Genomic DNA, 16648 nt, shown 5'->3' on the forward strand with positions numbered 1-16648 from the left:
AAAACGCGAATACTAATCTGAACAATCATTTCTTTGTTACTGAACAAAGCTTTTTCTTATGACGCAAATTGTGGATGCAGAGTGGCTCAGCCAGCAGATTAACGACGCCTCGGTCAAAGGCATTACCCTCGCCGCGTCAACATTGATTCGCGACGGACAGATTGCCGTGGGCATGCAGATGCCGGCGGTGCGCGATTTGGCGGAACGGCTGGGCGTGAGTCCGGCCACGGTATCCGCGGCCTGGGCGCAGCTGAAAAAGCAGAAAGTGCTGGCGGGTAAAGGGCGAAGCGGAATCTGGGTGTGCGGCAACAGTGTGATGCCGCGACCGGTCCGCTTTGAGAAAATTGGCAACTATGGTGAAAACGTCAAAGCCGCGCTGGCGATGGCTGCGCCCGATCCGGCACTGCTGCCGGACCTGCGCCCGGCGATGCTGGCCGGGCTGGCGTCACCGCAGCTGAATAGCTATCAGCGTGAGGCGATTTCGCCACAGCTGCAGGCGGCCATTGCGCCGCGCTGGCCCTGTCCGGCGGAGGCGTGGCTGGCGACCGATGGCGGCTTCGATGCCATGAACCTGATAGTGCAGACGCTGCTGTCACCCGGCGATCGGGTAGTGATTGAAGATCCGACCGCGACGCGTCTGCTGGATATGCTCGACAACATCGGTGCCGAGATCCTGCCGCTGCCCGGTGATGAGCAGGGACCGCTGCCCGCGGTGCTGGCGACACACTTACAGAAAGCGCCAGCGATGTTCATTTATCAGCCACGCACCCACTCGGCGACCGGCTACAGCGTCAGCCAGCAGCGCAGCGAAGCGCTGGCGCAGGTGCTGGCGCAGAGTGCCACCCTGATTGTCGAGGATGATGGCATCGGCGATTTGTCGCGCTGGCCGGTATGGAGTCTCGGCCGCCACTATCCGCAGCGCACGCTGCACGTGCACTCCTTTTCCAAAGCCTACGGCCCGGATCTGCGGCTGGCGGTGGTATCCGGCACGGCAGAACTGGTGAAACGGCTGCAATCGTGGCGTAACTTCGGGGTCAGCTGGACCAGCCGTATTTTGCAGGATGCGGTGGCCTGGATGCTGAGCGATGCGCCCACCCAGCAGCGCATACAGCAGGCTAAAGCCACGTATGCCGCGCGCCGTCAGCAGTTGCTGGCCGCACTGGCGCGGCGCGGGCTGGTACAGGAAGATCGCGACGGCCTGAGCGTGATGCTGCCGGTGGCGTCAGAGCAGTATGCCATGATCACCCTCGCCGCCCGGGGCATCACCGTGCTGCCAGGCGAACGCTGCAGCATCAACAGCGGACAGTTCATTCGCGTCAGCATTGCGCGGCTGCCGGCCGATCAGCTCGACAGCATCGCCGATGCGTTAGTGATTGCCTGCGGACGCGAGCTTAGTATCAGCCCAGATCTTTGATGTGATAGCGTGGCGATTCAACGTAGCCTTCTCGCGCATAAAACTGGTTGGCTTTCAGTCGCGAGGCGTGACAATGCACTTCCATGCGGTCGCAGCCGCGGGCGCGCGCCAGTTGCTCGGCGTGGTTCAGCAGTTGCTGGCCGCTGCCTTTACTGCGCTCGCCCTCGGCGATACAGAAATAGCTGATGCGCGCGAAATCGCCCGCTAATGCCAGCTGCGGAATGAAGTGCAGCGAAAGAAATCCCAGCACCTGGTTACCGTGTTCCGCCACCAGCAGCGTCTCGTCGGGATGGGCGCACAATTGCGCCAGCCGATCGCTGATAAATTTTTCCGTGCCGCGATAACCCAGCTCGGTTAACAGTGCACTCAGGGCAAAGCTGTCTTTGGCCTGTGCTTCACGTATGTTCATCCTGCCTCCTCCGTTCCCTGACTGCTGTTATATAGCGTTGCCGCTAAAAAATCTGCAAGTAAGCTTTGTTATGAGTATGTTACGGGAATTATCTGTGAGCGACGCCGCAGAATGTGCCTTGTCATGCCGCTGTCATGCTGGCTTAAGGCTGGCTTAATCTTGCTTTGCCATGCTGGCATAAATGAAGTTGCGAGGCATGGCACATGAAGAATCTGGTACCGCACTGTTTAAATGAATGGCTGGCGCTGTCGCTCAGTACGCTGGTGATTGTCGCCTGGGCCATTAGCTGGTGGCAGGGCTGAAAAAAGCACAAAAAAAACCCGCCATCAGGCGGGTTTTTAAAATTCTGACTGTTAACTTACAGAGCGGTAACGTTAGCAGCAGATGGGCCTTTAGCGCCGTCGGTGATTTCAAACTCTACACGCTGACCTTCAGCCAGAGTTTTGAAGCCGTTGCTCTGGATAGCAGAGAAGTGTACGAATACATCTTTGCTGCCATCTTCTGGAGTAATGAAACCGAATCCTTTGGACTCATTAAACCACTTAACGTTACCTTTGATCTTGGACATCTATATTACCTTTACATGAAAAATGGACACTAAACTGTGTCGGCATCTAGTACAGCAATTGCAGTGACATTTGTCCAGCGCGAATTGATGAAAAAGTGATAAATATTGATTTTTTCCATGCCCTTCACACTTTCTGCGCATCTTCAGCGATTAAAACTGAAATCTTAACCAGGCAAAATAGACGTTGCCGTTGTTATAAGTGCCTGGAATGTAAGTCATTTGGAAGGTTGCCGGGCCATACCCTATCGAAGCCAGCGGCAATACCAGCGGAACCGGGATATATCGCCAGTTATCTCTGGCCGTCACGCCCGCGGTGTAACCGGCGCCCAGATGGAAATTCTGATCGTTCAGCGGTCGCCAGGTCGCTTCCCAGCCGTAGCCGGCGATGGGCTCCCACTTGTTAAACGAGTCTTTAAACGCCATGGCATACAGGCCGTGCCAGTTGCCCTTTTCATCCCAGCGCGAAACGCCACCGCCTGCGCCCCACGGCCGCTCGTTGTACTTTTTGATGTGTTCATCATCGTAAGTAAAGCGGTTGTGCCAGGTGATAGCCGGGACGTAAAGATCGTAATTTTGCGGTTGTGTCCAGGTTTGCGCCACGTTATCGGAGAAGGTATTCCAGCCCGATTTAATCGCTTCGCCTGTGGTTGCCGCTGGTGTCGAAAAAGAGACCGATGAAATCAAAATACAGCCGCAAAAGGCTGCAGAAATACGCCAGTTCACAACAATGCTTCCTGTTAAATCATCCTGTATCCGGCAGTCACCGCGTAGCGCCACATCGCGCCGCACCATGCTGCCGTGGGTTAATGGCTGATGCCACGAGCGCGTACAGCGCGCGCGCCACGATGGCGCCAGTCGCACCCGGCTCTGCTGGCAATCAGCTGGTTAATTTTACCTCACTGCGCGAACGGAGTCGAAACGGCAAATAAACAAAACGCAGAGGGTAAAAGGTGCAGAAAATGCACCGCTCAGTTGATGATTACTTAGAGTGATTACTTAATATTCAGCAACTTATCCGTAGAAATTGATTTCATGAATAAATTAATAAAATTTATCAATTGAACTCACCCGATGATTGAGATAAATCTCATCACTCCAGGACGGAGAGAGGAGGAACTGAGATGACAATTCGTTGCAGCCGCTGCGGTTGCGCCAAATTTTTTTATACAGTACCCGGCAAGGAAAAGGTCGACGATCCCGATCATCACGGTGCCTGTTGCGCCGCATGCGGCAAGCCGATCAGCCTGCGCGATGTGATCCCGCTGTCATCCCTGCACCCGGCTTCTGCCGCCCGTCACGTTGAATAATGTTTTCAGGCACCCGCCGGGTGCCTGAACGCGTCAGAAAATCAGTTTAAACACGCCAGTAATCGTCAGTAACCCGACAATAAAGATGATGGCAATGATCCACAGTATTATTTTCATAGTTCGCTCCTTCAGGATGAAAAATAACGCATCGTGCATTCAGTATAGATGATTATTCCGGCTTCGCTGGGCGCTGCGAGCGCGATCTCAGTCACTTGCCTCAGAGACTGTTGCCTGCTCTTTTTTTCTGCGAGCCCGGTCGCAGCTTATCGCTTAAGTTGCTATCCCACCGCACGCGTAGCGCGCTGATTGTCTAAAATTACAGCGCCTGTAGCAGGCCTCAATTGTTCGCTATGTCTACGTAACAAGGAGATGATATGAGCACGATTAATACCAGCATGGGTCGTTACAGCCTCAAGGCAAAGGATCATGGCAGTCACATTCGTGGCAGCATTGCGATTAATGACGAAGGCGGTACGCAACTCACCCTGCAAGAGTTTGATGAGCATTATCTTGACGATGTCGTCAACAACGTTATTTATCCAATCACGGGTGGGAACCGTGAAATTGCACGCGCACTGCGTGAACAGATGGTTAAAGCCGGCTTCGAACAGCCGCACTGAGTTTGTTGGGCCACGTGTTGTGGCCCTTTATCAGCCCTAACTTGCGGTTATTATCCATTTCAGCGCAGGATGCTCTCTCCCCCCATAAGGAGATTAACCGCGTGACTGAACTGCATCGTGTTTCCCCTTCCCGCTTACATCAGTTTGTTCAGGCTATCTGGCTGCATGCCGGTAGCAGCGCCGAAGAAGCGCGCCTGGTGGCTGACCATCTTGTTGCTGCTAACCTCGCGGGCCATGACTCCCACGGCGTCGGTATGATACCGAGCTACATGGCCTCGCTGACGCAGGGCTTTCTCCGGCTCAATCAGCACGTCAGCATCGAAAAAGACGCTGGCGCTGTCCTCACCCTTAATGGCCAGAAAGGCTTTGGCCAGGTGGCCGCGTACGAGGCCATGCAGCACGGCATTGAGCGGGCGAACAGGTTTGGCCTTGCGGCGGTTGGCCTGCATCATTCGCATCACATTGGCCGTATCGGTCACTGGGCGGAGCAGTGTGCCGCAGCGGGCTTTGTCTCATTTCACTTCGTTAATGTGATGGGCGATCCGATGGTGGCGCCGTTTAACGGCAGCGATCGCCGCTTCGGCACCAATCCGTTCTGCGCGGTGTTTCCGCGTCGCGACGGCGAACCGCTGCTGCTGGACTTTGCCACCAGCGGCATCGCCTATGGTAAAACGCGGGTGGCGTATAACAAAGGTCAGCCGGTCGCGCCGGGCTATTTGCTTGATGCGCAGGGCCAGCCGACCACCGATCCGGGCGTGATGCATCAGTCGCCGTATGGCGCGCTGACCGCCTTCGGCCTGCACAAAGGCTATGCGCTGGCGACGATGTGCGAAATCCTTGGCGGCGCGCTGTCCGGCGGTCGCACTACGCATGACGCCACGCTGCTCACCGGCACTGACGCCATCTTTAACGGCATGACCACCATTATCCTGAACCCAGACGCGTTTGACGCACCGGCGATGCAGCAGGAAGCCGAAGAGTTTCTCGCGTGGGTCAGGCGTTCACCGCAAAGTGGTGAGGCGGAGATTCTGGTGCCGGGCGAATGGGAAACGCGCAACCGTACAGCACGTGAAAGCGAGGGCATTCCGCTGGACAGCAACAGCTGGCAGCAGATTTGCGCAGCGGCACGCCAGGCTGGCATGCCGGAGGACGAACTGGCGGCCTTCCGCGCCTTAGCGCAGTAAGCCGCCGGGGCTGAGGCACAGTGCCTCAGCCGGTTACAGCGCAGCGGACAGCAGCAAACAGCCCAGCAGACCGCACACCGAGATGATGGTTTCCAGCGCCGACCACGAGCGAATAGTTTCACCGATGGTCAGGTTGAAGTACTCCTTGAACAGCCAGAAGCCCGGATCGTTAACGTGCGAGAAGATGACACTGCCGGAACCGACGGCAATGACCATCAGCTCCGGGCTGGCGCCGCTGGTGGCAATCAGCGGTGCCACAATGCCGCCGGCGGTAATCGCTGCGACGGTGGCAGATCCCAGCGCAATACGCAGCACCGCCGCAATTGACCACGCCATAAAGATTGGCGAGACGTTGGTTTCATGCATCATGCCGGCGATGTATTTATCCACACCACTGTCCACCAGCACCTGCTTGAAGGCGCCACCGCCGCCGATGATCAACAGCATCATGGCGATGATTTTGATCGAATCAGTGATGGTACCCATCACCTCATCCATGCTGCGGCCACGGTTAAGGCCAAAGGTGAAGATGGCAATCAGCACTGCAATCAGCGTTGCCATGATCGGATCGCCAAAAAATTCCGCGTACGGCAGCAGCACATGGCCTTTCGGCAGCAGCATTTCTGCCACGGCACGCAGCGCCATCAGGATCACTGGCACCAGCGCCGTCCACACGCTAACGCCAAAGCCCGGCATCTCCGCTTCGCTGAAAGTTTTCGGGTTCCACAGCCCTTCCGGAATCGGCTTATCAATGCCTTTCAGAAAACGCGCATACACCGGCCCGGCCAGAATCACCGTCGGAATACCCAGCAGCGTACCGTACAGCAGGGTTTTCCCCATGTCGGCATTAAATAACGTGGCGATCGCGGTCGGGCCCGGATGCGGTGGCAGAAAGCCATGCGTGACGGATAAGGCGGCCGCCATCGGCACGCCGACATACAGCAGCGGCACGCGCGCCGACGCGGCAATGCTGAACACCAGCGGCAGCATCAGCACGAACCCGACTTCATAAAACAGCGCGAAGCCCACAGTGAAGCCGGTCAGCACCAGCGCCCACTGAATGTGCTTTTGGCCGAATTTTTTGATCAGCGTGGTGGCGATACGCTGCGCACCGCCGCAGTCGGCCAGCAGTTTCCCCAGCATCGCGCCAAAGCCCATGATCAGCGCCAGGCTGCCCAGGGTACCGCCGACGCCGGTTTTGATCGATCCAATCACTTTATTGACCGGCATGCCCTGCATCATGCCCACCGCCAGTGCCACCAGAATCAGCGCGATGAAGCCGTTAAGTTTGAAGCGAATCATCAGCAGCAGCAGTAACGCCACGCCAATTGCCACATAGAGTAATGGCATAATTTTTCTCCACTTTTGCGCTCGGCGTATTACCGGCAGCGGTTTGTTGTAATGGGACAAAGGGATTATCAGTGCCAGATGTTTCAGAATGCGACATCCTGTTACCGGTATCATGTTAAGGGTAACATTGACGGGAAAGCACCTGGTGCAGCGGGTGAATTTCTGTTTTGCGAAGGTGATCAACTTTTTGTCGGAGGGTTATCAGAATGTTTGCCCCGGCAGCGGCGTGGCTTTTGGTTACACTAGCTGTTTTATGCCAACCGATAAGGATCTGCAGGTGAGTGAGAATCTGATTGAGCTGTACAGTAATCAACAAACCCTGTTTGGCCGTGGCAGCATCGACCGCCTGGTCCCGCTGCTGGCGGCGAATCCGCAGCCCACGCTGCTGTTCTGCGGCCGCTCATTTCTCAACAGTCCGGCGTGGGCACGCCTGGGCGCGACGCTGAACGATCACATTCTGGGCTATGAAATTGTCAGCCATGAAGCCTCGCCAGACGAGATCGATGGCTGGGTGACGCGCTGGCGTGGCCACGTCGATCGCGTTGTCGCCATCGGCGGCGGCAGCGTGCTGGATGCGGCCAAAGCCTTTGGCGCCATGATGCAGCATCCGCTGAATATCGCGCGCTACCTCGAGAAAGTGGGCGATACGCCGGTACAGGCGGTCACGCTACCGCTGATCGCCATTCCTACCACCGCCGGCACCGGCAGCGAGGTCACGCAGAATGCGGTGGTGACCGATCAGCAGCACATTAAGGTGAAGGCCTCGCTGCGCCATCCGGTGTTTGTGCCGCAGGTGGCGATTCTCGATCCCGATCTGCTCAAAGGGGCGCCGGATCGTGTACTGGCTACCTGCGCCATTGATGCCTTTACCCACCTGTTCGAGGCTTATCTGTCACGCAAGGGCAACCTGTTCAGTCAGCAGAACGCGCTCAACGGGCTGCAACTGTTCATGCAGGCGTGGCCGTACCTCAATCAGGACGACAGCCGCGGCGATGCGGCACGTGAAGCGATGATGATGGCATCATGGCTCGGCGGCGTCAGCCTGAGCAGCGCGGGTTTGGGGGTGATCCACGGTATTGCCGGCGAGCTGGGGGCGATTAAACCGTTCCATCACGGCGAAGTCTGCGGTCGTTTGCTGTTCCCGTTCCTGGATGTACTGGCGGAGCGCGCGCACCCCGAACAGCAGCGGCTGATGGCGGCGCTGGCTGAACGCCTGCTGCCCGATGAAACGGCACCGCCGGCGCTGGCGCTGAAAGCCTGGCTGCAGCAGCAGGCTATCGTGCCGTTCTGGCTGGAAGGACCGACGCTGGCTGCGGAAGAGGTCGACTGGATTGTGGCGCGCGCCAACAGCAAAAACGGCTGGGTCAATTATGATCCCGCCACGCTCACGGAGATGATTACCGCCGCGTGGCGCGTCGTCTGAGCCTTTCGGGCAGCGCAGGCTGCCCATTGCTTATTCAGCCAGCAAACGGCCCTTCCCCCGCCAGCATCTGCTCAATCACCTGCAGCACGCCTTCCTGGTTATTGGACGGTGCGCCGTAGCGCGCAGCGTCTTTGACCCGCTGCGGCGCATTCTGCATGGCAAAGCTGAAGCGCGACTGCACCAGCATCTCCAGATCGTTGCCGCCGTCGCCAAACGCCAGCACCTCATCGCTGCTGATGTCCCAGCGCTGCTGCAGCAGGCGCAGACCGTTGGCTTTGTGCAAGCCGGGCACAATCAAATCCACCGAGCCGTGCCCGCTGGAAGTCGCCGCTGCTGCGCCCTGATGCAGACGCTCAATGTCAGCCATCAGAATATCGACATAATCATCGGACAGATTCAGCGCAAACTTGAACAGCCGGTCATCGCCCACGTCCGCGAGGCTATCGATCGCCTTGAGGCGATGGCAGTAGTGACGCATTTTGACCAGCCACTGCTCATCCATGGTGTTGAAGTGATAAGCGCTGTTACGGCCGCAGAGGATGTATTTCAGGTTGGGATAGTTACCGCGCTGCAGGGTATCGAGCACGGCATTAACGTCCTCACGCGAGAACGCGCCGCAGAACAGCTCCTCATCCCTATCGAGGATCCACGCGCCATTTTCGGCGACAAAGGCGATCTCACTGGCGATGTCGGGAAAGAAGGATTTGAGCTGGTAATACTGATTACCGCTGGCGACCACAAATTTGATGCCGCGCCGCGTCATCTCCTGATAGCAGGCCTGAAAACGTGCCCGGTTGTACTGTTTTTTATCGTCGAGAAAGGTGCCGTCCATATCCACCGCCACCATTTTTACCATGGTCATCATGACTCCTTAACGCGTTGAAAGGAAAAACGGGTTGTCCAGAGAATAACCTGGTGAGCGGTGAAAGCGGAGAGAAACACGGATGGCCGTCGCCATCCGTGCGGCAGGATTAGTTAAATGCGTTATTCAGCAAAATGGCGGTGATAATGCCGGTCGCGGCCGCCACTAACACATAATTTCCGTCGATAAAGGCCCAGTGCTCGCCGCGCGGCGGCTCATACAGACCGCGAGCCCGCCAGTCGTCGACGCGATAGTGTGGACCGCGAAACTCCGGCGGTGCCGGATAACCACGGCGAAAATCATGACCGCGCCAGGCAAAGCGATCGCCGCCGCGATGTCCCTCCGGCATACGGTGGTCAGCATAGTGGTCGTGACGATCCGGGCCCGGTCCGCGATCGTGGCCAAAGTCACGACGATCATGATGATCGGGACCCGGGCCGCGATCCTGATGGCGGTCGCCGCCGTGCGGGTCCCAGCGATGGTCACCGGGACCGTCGGCCCAGGAGACGCTGGAAAACAGTGTGCTGCATGCAATAAATGACGCAATAATCGTAAGTGTTGTTTTTTTCATGGTGTTACCTCCAGGGATAACGGCAGTCTGCGCGCCGTTGAGGCTTACTATTGCCTAAACAAAGCTAAAACAGCATTTCCAAAAGTCTTAAAAATCGGATACTTACAATACATTACGCCAGGTTAGCGCTTTCTTAACGATTGTGGAGACTTTATGGTGGCGTGGCACGATAAGGCTGGCAGGGAAATAAGCAGTTAATTCAGCGGGAATAAAGAAAACCCGATCGCGGGGATCGGGCGGACAATGCTATTTCCATAAAAAGCATAAAGCGGGGAAACCCTGCTAAAAAGAGGATAAAACTGAAGCACACAACGCCACATCACTAGCATTGCCCGGAAAGAATAACATTCATCAGGGCAAAATACTTTCAGAAAACTTCTATTTTCAGAAAAAACCGTAAAAATGTTCACGGCAGCGAAAATAACCACCAAAGGTACATAACGTGAAAGGAAATAAGGTCCGTGCTCTGACCAGCTGTCGTCAGAAAATATAGTCAGCCCGTATAAGATATCGACACAAAATCACAATGCATTGAATTTAAGAGATAAAAATTAAGCCATACCATTTTTTAGTTATGCCGCCATTTAAGCCGACCGGCAAACTAGCTGGCCGACACATTTCATTGATAATGCGAGCCCTATTGCTGCCCTGGCAATTAATCGATGTGCGTGATTAATATAACGCTAATTTTTCACTGCGCTGAAGCGTAAGGTTAAATAACCAGCAAGCGGGCGCATAATAATTATGCGCCGGCTATTAATCCAATTGCGCTGGCGAATTTAGCGGGGTGGCGCAGAAACAGGATATCGCTGAGTTGCAGCCGGATGGCGCAGCAGCGCCTGCGCCGGACGTATCGGCCGCCGTACCAGCTCACCCGCACAGTTCGGGCAGTGCTGCGCCAGCACGCCTTCCGCACAGTCAACGCAAAACGTGCACTCAAACGAGCAGATGCGCGCATCAGGCGAGGCCGGCGGCAGATCTTTATCGCAGCATTCACAGTTAGGACGTAATTCCAGCATGGCACTCTCCTGTCAGGGTTCAGGGCTATCATCGCCGCCGCCGCCCTGGCGCGCCAGCCTGTGAGCGGACATCGCGCGGACAGTTCGGGACAGCTTTTCATCCTGCATGCCTTGCCTTGCGCGCTAAAAACATTACATTCCGCAAAAGCCGTTCTATAGTTCATTCGCTACGTTTATCTGCGAGGCTTTTGCATGCGTGTTAAAGGGTTAAATATCGGTTTCTTTATAGTAATTCTGGCGATTGTCACGATCGCCTTTTTTGATGTGCTGGCGCCCTATTTCTCCGCCATTTTGTGGGCGGCGATTCTGGCGGTGATCTTTGCGCCGCTGAAGTCACTGCTGCGGCGCAAAATGGGCGACCGCAACGGGCTGGCCTCTTTTGTGACCTTACTGATTATCTGCCTGATCGTGTTCACGCCGCTGGCGATCATCACTTCGTCGCTGGTGGTCGAGATCAATACGGTGTACACCAAGCTGCAAACCAATTCCGCGCAGTTCCCGACGGTGTTTGCCTCGCTGCTGCAGCATCTGCCGGAGTGGGCACAAACCTGGCTGGCGGATCACGATCTGAACAATGCCGCACAGATTCAGCAAAAACTCTCCGGCTTTGCGCTGAAGGGCGGACAATACATGGCGGGCAGCGTGTTCCTGATCGGTAAAGGGACTTTCACCTTCACCGTGGGCTTTGGCGTGATGCTTTATCTGCTGTTTTTCCTGTTGAAAGACGGCGCCTGGCTGGTCGGGCTGATTCTCGAAGCGCTGCCGCTCTCCACCTATGTTAAGCACCATCTGCTGATGAAATTCGCCGCCGTATCGCGCGCGACGGTCAAGGGCACGGTGGTGGTGGCCGTGGTTCAGGGGGTGCTTGGTGGCTTCGCCTTCTGGATCACCGACATCGACGGCAGCCTGCTGTGGGGCGCGCTGATGGCGTTCCTGTCGCTGATTCCGGCAGTCGGCTCGGCCATCGTCTGGGTGCCAGCGGCCATCTTCTTCTTCGCCACCGGTGCGCTGTGGAAAGGCCTGTTCCTGGTGGGCTTCTTCGTTATCGTGGTCGGGCTGGTGGACAACATCCTGCGTCCGCTGCTGGTTGGCAAAGATACCAAAATGCCGGATTACCTGATCCTGATTGCCACGCTGGGCGGCATGGAAGTGTACGGCATCAACGGCTTCGTGATTGGTCCCTTGATCGCTGCCCTGTTCATCGCCTGCTGGAATCTGCTCTCCGGCCGCGACAACCGGGAAAATGTCGAAGAGATCGACGAAGAGTTTATCGAAGAGGGTAAAACCCGCGAGTAGCAGCGGTATAACAACTAAAGACCTGCTGACGGGCCACTATCGCTCACTGGCAGGCTCATCCAAAGCGGCGCTTTAAAGCGCCGCTTGTCTTTTCAGCGCGGCCGCCAGGCTGTCTCGCACGCAACGCTGTCTGCGCCTTTACTGACCTTTCCCTCCTGCCTTCACCCTTTTACCGGGCTCAGTCAGCACTCAGCCCGGACGTTTCACAATTAAACCCATGCTGCTAAGGTGTCAGAGGACAATCGCGACAATCTGGAGCGTATAATGCTTACAACAATAATTTATCGCAGCCACATCTCTGAAGATGTTCCCGTCAATATCCTGCCGGAGATGGTGGCAAAAGCGAGTCTGCTCAATGCTGAGCATCATGTTACCGGCATCCTGCTGTTTAACGGCACGCACTTTTTTCAAATCCTGGAAGGGCCGGAGCAAGGCGTTCTGGCAATCTACGCCCGCATCTGTGCCGACCGGCGTCATCACAATGTGGTCGAGCTGATGCGCGACTACTCCCCTTCGCGGCGTTTCGGTAATGCTGGCATGGAGCTGTTCGATTTGCGTAATCACCACAGCGGCAGTGTGCTGCAGGCGGTGCTTGATCGCGGCACGTCGAAATATCAGCTGACCTATGACGATCGCGGGCTACAGTTCCTCAGAACCTTTGTCGAAGCGCGTGAAAAAGAGAACTACTTTGAAGTGCCGCCGGCTGATTGCTGGGAGTTCATCCCCGCGGAAGGGCAATCTCCCGCGCCGGCCAGTGGCGTCACTTTCCGCCCAGTGGTTGATCCCCTCGGCCGTGAAGTGACGGCCATTGAGGCGATTCCGCACGCGCAACCCGCCGGATTAAAGGAACATGAGCGTTACATTCATGACCTCAACGTGGTGACAGACGCACTGCATAAAGCCGGCCAGGCATGTCCCGATGGCATGACGCTGTATATCAGTATCCTGCCGATGACGCTGGTTTATCTTCCCGATGCGGTAAGTCAGCTGGTCAGCGCCATCGCGCAGGCGGAGCTGGTGCCGCAGCAAATCATTCTTGGCGTGAGCGAAACGGAAGTCATCTCCCGGCTGGAAGATTTTTCCACGGCGGTCAGACAGCTGAAAGAGGCTGGCATCAGCCTTTCCATTGATAACTTCGGCGACGGCTCGGCCGGTCTCTCTTTACTGGCGCACGTCCAGCCTGACCGGGTACGTATCGGCGCGAATATTGTACGTGATATTCACCGTAGCGGCCCGAAGCAGGCGGTGATGCAGGCGGTCATCCGCTGTTGTTCGGCGCTGGAAATCAACGTCATTGCGGCCGGTATTGAGCGTCCCGAAGAGTGGATGTGGCTGGAGGCGGCCGGGATCATCGATTTCCAGGGCAGCCTGTTTACGCCTGAGGGCGGCGCCGTGGCATGGCCTGAGAGCCGCGAGGCGATCTGAAAGCGGTTAAGCCTGACGACGCAGAACCTCTGAAGAGATAAAACGTCAGGCTCACAGGAGAAGACAATGCTGAGCGATGCCCGACTGCAGTTTATATCCAGCCATCCGGAGGAGAACGAACCGGAGGCGGTTTCCATGGCGCGCGAGTTACTTCGGTACCGCAGTGCGCTGGCGCAGCCATGGGCTGTGGTGGAGGCACTGGGTGTGAAGTACGTGGAGGACGGTAACGGGGCGATGATCTGGCCGGCGCGTTACTGCGAACGCGGCGACACCTTACTTTATCGTCTGGATCAGGCGGCTTCAGAGGTCAGCGGGCGCGCTGAAGCCGCGGAACCCGTCAGAAAGTAGCGCCGTGATGGCCGGCGCAAACGCAAATGTCATCCTCTTTGCAACGCCGGCAACTCAATATGCTGATCATTGCGCCGATAACCCGCGTCCGGCATCTTTTAGCGGAGTTTGATGTGCTCAATGTGTCCGGGTGAGATTCCTGTGGTAAGCTCATTGCCCTAACCGCAGCCGGACAGACTGATGAAAAACAATTTTGACGATAAAATGGCGGATATCATCATCGGAGAAGCCGTAACGGCGTTACTCGATGATAACGTCGCCATAAGCTGGGCGGCCCTCAACGACAGGCTGCAGGCGATGCTTGACCGCGAAACAGACAGTGACCGCATTCGTGCTGTGCTGCGTGTCATTGAGGACGTCAGACGGGAAATGGAGATGAGCGCGGTGAAGAAAGAGGCGTTCACTGCCGGGCATTTTTCTTTTTCCGGCAAGCTGCACTGATCGCTGCCTGACAATCTGCCGCGCCTGACGCTGTGGTTTCTGCTATACTGTATGCTTATCCACCAACGGATGGAGGTCATTTGAGCGATGACACTACCGCCGAAGATATCTACGCCGTTATTGGAACGGTTGTGGCGCGCCTTCTTAAGCCGGACCAGCACCTGACACTTCAGGACATTACCCATGCACTGCATCATCTTGGCGAAACGGCAAGTGAAGATGAACTGCGGCAGGCCTGTTTAAACGCCATCAGTATGCTTGTGAAGCAGATGCACTAAGCTTAATCTACTGCTCCGGCTTACTAACCTTTTCAGAACCCTTCATCATCCGGCGTTCTGCCGACCACGATTTCAAGCACGTTGCGCAGTACATCCAGTTTGACAATATCGGTGGTCATCTCAAGCTCTGAGATGAGATACAGGATGATGGTTTTGCTCGTCACTTTTTGGCCATGGATGACGATGTCGCGAATCACGGCATCCAGTGCCGCGGCTTCGGCCGCATAGCGCTCACCGCCGCTGCGAAAATGGTGAATAAGGGCCGCTTCAGCGCTGAATGAGTGTTCATTGGTTTGCATGTGTAGTTATCCGTAAACCGGGCGCTGCTGACAGCCCGGTGGTCGCCAAAAAAATCGGCCATCCTGAGATGGCCGTGTTATGCCGGGCGTCCTGCCACACTCCGGTTAATCACGAGATCGTATCGTCCCTGTCATTAATGCTTTTTACCAGCCCTGGGTTGTGACATCCCGCCCAGAGCAGCCATCGGCTTTTCACGAATTTCACGGGCTGCTGACTGCATCTGCATTTCCCTGATGGCGATCCTGATCGCCTCCAGACGGTCGGGATTAAATTCCTCTGCGGCCATTGACCGGAGCCGGGCTGAAACGGTCGCCACATTGATTCGTTCATTATTATCGAGCAGCCTGACCACCGCCTCGCCCAGAACGATTTCGGTTAAACGTTCAATTTGACTTCTCTGCATGCCCACCCCCTGCGGGACTGTGCCCTTTCGGACAAGTGGCTGACCCTTCCCGGGTCATAAAGCGCATGCTGCAGGTACCACCGATTATCCCTTTTCGTATCAGCGTTCAAACAGCATGCCAATCAGCGTCTGGTAATGACGCTCTTCTTCATAATTTGCCGCGACCTCAAGGCGTCTCAGCAGTTTGGTGCAGATCGCCTTACGGTTGAGGTTTTTTCCTGCGCGCAGGATCTCAACGACAATCTGCCCCAGCGTTTCCTGCTGAGTAGGTGCTGTCGCTCTGCTGAAATAGCGGGCAATCTCACTGGCGCTGTCTGGAAATTTTGCAACATTCTGACGCATGATGATCCCCTCAGATGGTTAAAATACCGTCGCTTCTCTCTGTGCGTAAACTTATACAAAGAAATAAAACTTGTACAGCAATACTGTTTCTGTATTAGCTACATTCTTGTGCAAAAAATGCTAACACCTTAATCTCAGGGGCTTACGTGCTGAAATAATCAGCATGATGGCTGGGCTAAGCGGCAGGAAAAACGGTATCGATTTGGACAACCCGCTGATTACCTGACACGGTATGAGGATTGTTGCTGTACAGACGATATCGTATCGGTTACTTTGCGCCCTACAAGATGATCGTGTGCTGCAGGTGGACAAATGAGAAACAACGGGCTGCCGCCTTGTCACAATACCGGACTAGCCGGTTACTTCAGTCAGGTCACCGATCCCCGCCAGATTGCGCTACTGGGACGCATCACCGTTGAAATTTTGCGTCAGGAACGTCGGCTGACGCGCACCGCGATCTGCCTCAAGCTTATCGGGCACATCAATGACACGGACGATGACGTCGAAGCGGAACAGGCACGTTCCCTGCTGGCGATGCTGTTTGGTCGCTGATCGTTTGATTCATCCGCTCACCTTCAGCGCGTTGCACATCCGTCGCTAAAGCCCGCATCCGTTGCCACATGCCGCGTTGCCGAAAATCGTTAATACGAGGTTTGATGGTGGTGAAGACGTCATCCCTGACAGTTTTCTCCGGCCGGTACACGCTAACGCGCGTCCGATGAGGTCATCTACGTTGTCGTCTTCCGGCCAGAGCCGGACTACGTCTTATGGCGTCAGTTCTTCTCGTCGTTCAGGCCTGCAAGCGTCTGCAGGTACGGCACATGGATCGCGGCCTGCTCAGGCTCATCAAAGCTTCTGAGCCAGCCGATCGCCTCTGAAATCGCGGACAGGCGTGTGTCGCTGCCGCCAGCGCGTTTCATGTGTCTGAGCTCGTCGATAAGCGTATTAACGCTGATCTTCTTTTTGCCCAAAGCCAGGCTTAGTGCCGCTTCGCCAATAATGACGTGCCCTTTCCCGTCGTGTTGAATAGACAAATTTACTTCCTCCATTTCACGTTGATGAGAACCTCACGTCACACTTTAGACCCT

Annotated in this window: 23 protein-coding genes; 11 read left to right on the top strand and 12 right to left on the bottom strand. The window is 55.9% G+C overall.

Annotated features, from left to right (window positions below; translation table 11 throughout):
- The first annotated feature begins 58 nt into the window (after positions 1-58).
- On the top strand, positions 59-1414 hold the full coding sequence (locus AC6I79_RS13840) for an aminotransferase class I/II-fold pyridoxal phosphate-dependent enzyme (RefSeq protein ID WP_021508596.1): 1356 nt from the start codon (positions 59-61) through the stop codon (positions 1412-1414).
- On the opposite strand, the gene AC6I79_RS13845 is transcribed toward AC6I79_RS13840, so the two are convergent.
- The 3 genes from AC6I79_RS13845 to pagP all read right to left on the bottom strand — a co-directional run bounded on the left by AC6I79_RS13845 (position 1398) and on the right by pagP (position 3114).
- Entirely contained in the window at positions 1398-1823 is a 426-nt protein-coding gene (locus AC6I79_RS13845) for a GNAT family N-acetyltransferase (protein WP_021508597.1), read from the bottom strand. The two genes, AC6I79_RS13840 and AC6I79_RS13845, sit on opposite strands and share 17 nt — an antisense overlap.
- A gap of 358 nt (positions 1824-2181) precedes the next feature.
- Positions 2182-2391, bottom strand: a complete 210-nt coding sequence (cspE, locus tag AC6I79_RS13850; protein ID WP_010615627.1) for a transcription antiterminator/RNA stability regulator CspE — start codon at positions 2389-2391, stop codon at positions 2182-2184.
- A gap of 150 nt (positions 2392-2541) precedes the next feature.
- Positions 2542-3114, bottom strand: coding sequence for a lipid IV(A) palmitoyltransferase PagP (gene pagP / locus AC6I79_RS13855; RefSeq protein WP_153001988.1), 573 nt, complete (start codon positions 3112-3114; stop codon positions 2542-2544).
- A gap of 398 nt (positions 3115-3512) precedes the next feature.
- On the opposite strand from pagP, the gene AC6I79_RS13860 reads away from it, so the two are divergent.
- Positions 3513-3698 carry a hypothetical protein gene (locus tag AC6I79_RS13860; protein WP_058775268.1) on the top strand — a complete coding sequence of 62 codons (186 nt, stop codon included), beginning with the start codon at positions 3513-3515 and terminating at the stop codon, positions 3696-3698.
- Between the two features lie 33 nt (positions 3699-3731).
- On the opposite strand, the gene AC6I79_RS13865 is transcribed toward AC6I79_RS13860, so the two are convergent.
- Positions 3732-3854: a small membrane protein YohP gene (locus AC6I79_RS13865; RefSeq protein WP_445081475.1), complete on the bottom strand. Its 123-nt coding sequence runs from the start codon at positions 3852-3854 to the stop codon at positions 3732-3734.
- A 218-nt stretch (positions 3855-4072) separates the two neighbouring features.
- On the opposite strand from AC6I79_RS13865, the gene AC6I79_RS13870 reads away from it, so the two are divergent.
- On the top strand, positions 4073-4318 hold the full coding sequence (locus AC6I79_RS13870) for a hypothetical protein (protein ID WP_021508600.1): 246 nt from the start codon (positions 4073-4075) through the stop codon (positions 4316-4318).
- Between the two features lie 101 nt (positions 4319-4419).
- A complete protein-coding gene (locus AC6I79_RS13875) occupies positions 4420-5502 on the top strand; it encodes a malate/lactate/ureidoglycolate dehydrogenase (RefSeq protein WP_498027335.1) in 1083 nt (360 codons plus the stop codon).
- A 33-nt stretch (positions 5503-5535) separates the two neighbouring features.
- Here the strand turns inward: AC6I79_RS13875 and gntT are convergent, their stop codons facing one another.
- A complete protein-coding gene (gene gntT / locus AC6I79_RS13880; protein ID WP_159378382.1) occupies positions 5536-6852 on the bottom strand; it encodes a gluconate transporter in 1317 nt (438 codons plus the stop codon).
- Between the two features lie 277 nt (positions 6853-7129).
- Between gntT and AC6I79_RS13885 the strand changes: the two genes are divergently transcribed.
- A complete protein-coding gene (locus AC6I79_RS13885) occupies positions 7130-8275 on the top strand; it encodes an iron-containing alcohol dehydrogenase (RefSeq protein ID WP_159378383.1) in 1146 nt (381 codons plus the stop codon).
- A gap of 34 nt (positions 8276-8309) precedes the next feature.
- On the opposite strand, the gene AC6I79_RS13890 is transcribed toward AC6I79_RS13885, so the two are convergent.
- From AC6I79_RS13890 to AC6I79_RS13900, 3 genes are all read right to left on the bottom strand, one after another.
- Entirely contained in the window at positions 8310-9137 is an 828-nt protein-coding gene (locus AC6I79_RS13890; protein WP_021508604.1) for a Cof-type HAD-IIB family hydrolase, read from the bottom strand.
- A gap of 109 nt (positions 9138-9246) precedes the next feature.
- Positions 9247-9708, bottom strand: coding sequence for an RcnB family protein (locus tag AC6I79_RS13895; protein ID WP_058781243.1), 462 nt, complete (start codon positions 9706-9708; stop codon positions 9247-9249).
- 779 nt (positions 9709-10487) lie between these two features.
- Positions 10488-10727 carry a DUF1272 domain-containing protein gene (locus AC6I79_RS13900; RefSeq protein ID WP_058781242.1) on the bottom strand — a complete coding sequence of 80 codons (240 nt, stop codon included), beginning with the start codon at positions 10725-10727 and terminating at the stop codon, positions 10488-10490.
- A 192-nt stretch (positions 10728-10919) separates the two neighbouring features.
- Between AC6I79_RS13900 and AC6I79_RS13905 the strand changes: the two genes are divergently transcribed.
- From AC6I79_RS13905 to AC6I79_RS13925, 5 genes are all read left to right on the top strand, one after another.
- Positions 10920-12023: an AI-2E family transporter gene (locus tag AC6I79_RS13905; protein WP_058769423.1), complete on the top strand. Its 1104-nt coding sequence runs from the start codon at positions 10920-10922 to the stop codon at positions 12021-12023.
- Between the two features lie 264 nt (positions 12024-12287).
- The gene (locus AC6I79_RS13910; RefSeq protein WP_104092678.1) at positions 12288-13448 is read left to right on the top strand and encodes a diguanylate phosphodiesterase; all 1161 of its coding nucleotides are present in this window, start codon (positions 12288-12290) and stop codon (positions 13446-13448) included.
- Between the two features lie 66 nt (positions 13449-13514).
- Complete coding sequence (locus AC6I79_RS13915) at positions 13515-13796, top strand: hypothetical protein (RefSeq protein WP_088516275.1); 282 nt, start codon at positions 13515-13517, stop codon at positions 13794-13796.
- 180 nt (positions 13797-13976) lie between these two features.
- Positions 13977-14237: a hypothetical protein gene (locus AC6I79_RS13920; protein WP_021508609.1), complete on the top strand. Its 261-nt coding sequence runs from the start codon at positions 13977-13979 to the stop codon at positions 14235-14237.
- An 80-nt stretch (positions 14238-14317) separates the two neighbouring features.
- Positions 14318-14515: a hypothetical protein gene (locus AC6I79_RS13925; protein ID WP_021508610.1), complete on the top strand. Its 198-nt coding sequence runs from the start codon at positions 14318-14320 to the stop codon at positions 14513-14515.
- 32 nt (positions 14516-14547) lie between these two features.
- Here the strand turns inward: AC6I79_RS13925 and AC6I79_RS13930 are convergent, their stop codons facing one another.
- From AC6I79_RS13930 to ycgZ, 3 genes are all read right to left on the bottom strand, one after another.
- Complete coding sequence (locus AC6I79_RS13930) at positions 14548-14814, bottom strand: biofilm development regulator YmgB/AriR family protein (RefSeq protein WP_058757917.1); 267 nt, start codon at positions 14812-14814, stop codon at positions 14548-14550.
- A gap of 134 nt (positions 14815-14948) precedes the next feature.
- Positions 14949-15218 carry a hypothetical protein gene (locus AC6I79_RS13935; protein ID WP_159378384.1) on the bottom strand — a complete coding sequence of 90 codons (270 nt, stop codon included), beginning with the start codon at positions 15216-15218 and terminating at the stop codon, positions 14949-14951.
- A 99-nt stretch (positions 15219-15317) separates the two neighbouring features.
- Positions 15318-15560: a regulatory protein YcgZ gene (ycgZ, locus tag AC6I79_RS13940; RefSeq protein WP_021508613.1), complete on the bottom strand. Its 243-nt coding sequence runs from the start codon at positions 15558-15560 to the stop codon at positions 15318-15320.
- Positions 15561-15872: 312 nt separating this feature from the next.
- Between ycgZ and AC6I79_RS13945 the strand changes: the two genes are divergently transcribed.
- Complete coding sequence (locus AC6I79_RS13945) at positions 15873-16112, top strand: biofilm development regulator YmgB/AriR family protein (protein ID WP_021508614.1); 240 nt, start codon at positions 15873-15875, stop codon at positions 16110-16112.
- Positions 16113-16333: 221 nt separating this feature from the next.
- Here the strand turns inward: AC6I79_RS13945 and AC6I79_RS13950 are convergent, their stop codons facing one another.
- Positions 16334-16594, bottom strand: coding sequence for a hypothetical protein (locus tag AC6I79_RS13950; RefSeq protein ID WP_031279895.1), 261 nt, complete (start codon positions 16592-16594; stop codon positions 16334-16336).
- Positions 16595-16648: the final 54 nt, after the last annotated feature.

The organism is gamma proteobacterium symbiont of Scutellera amethystina (assembly GCF_059730845.1).